Origin of the sequence: Adlercreutzia equolifaciens, from assembly GCF_029076695.1 — a bacterium.
GTDB classification, from domain to species: Bacteria; Actinomycetota; Coriobacteriia; order Coriobacteriales; family Eggerthellaceae; genus Adlercreutzia; species Adlercreutzia equolifaciens_A.
In genome coordinates, this window is the sequence record NZ_JARFIK010000178.1 from 1 (window position 1) to 336 (window position 336).

Consider the following 336-nt stretch of genomic DNA (forward strand, 5'->3'; position numbering starts at 1 on the left):
GAACGCCCTGTCCCATCCTACGAGCGGCATCTTCGTCGAGGCCGTGCACATCGGTCTGCTGGCCGTCGCTGTGATCGTGTACCTGGTATGCGTGAAGCGCGAGATCGCCGGCGGCATCAAGGCTTCTGCGGTGTGCGGCATGATCTTCGGTGTGGCCCTCAGCTACATGGCCGGTCATTCCTACATCATGGCTGCCATCGAGACTTGGAACACCATGCTGCTCCCGTCGGGCTATCTGCTGACGGCGCTGCCCATGGGCTCGTCTCTGTACTGGGCCCTGGCCGGCCGTGAGGAAGCCGCCAGCAAGTTCATGGGTGTGTGCACCCTGGTGTGCGG

Annotated in this window: 1 protein-coding gene; it reads left to right on the plus strand. The window is 63.4% G+C overall.

Going from position 1 to position 336, the window contains the following annotated elements; all coding sequences use genetic code 11:
* A partial coding sequence (locus tag PZH32_RS11970; RefSeq protein ID WP_275208479.1) for a DmsC/YnfH family molybdoenzyme membrane anchor subunit occupies positions 1–336 on the plus strand: 336 nt, incomplete at both ends.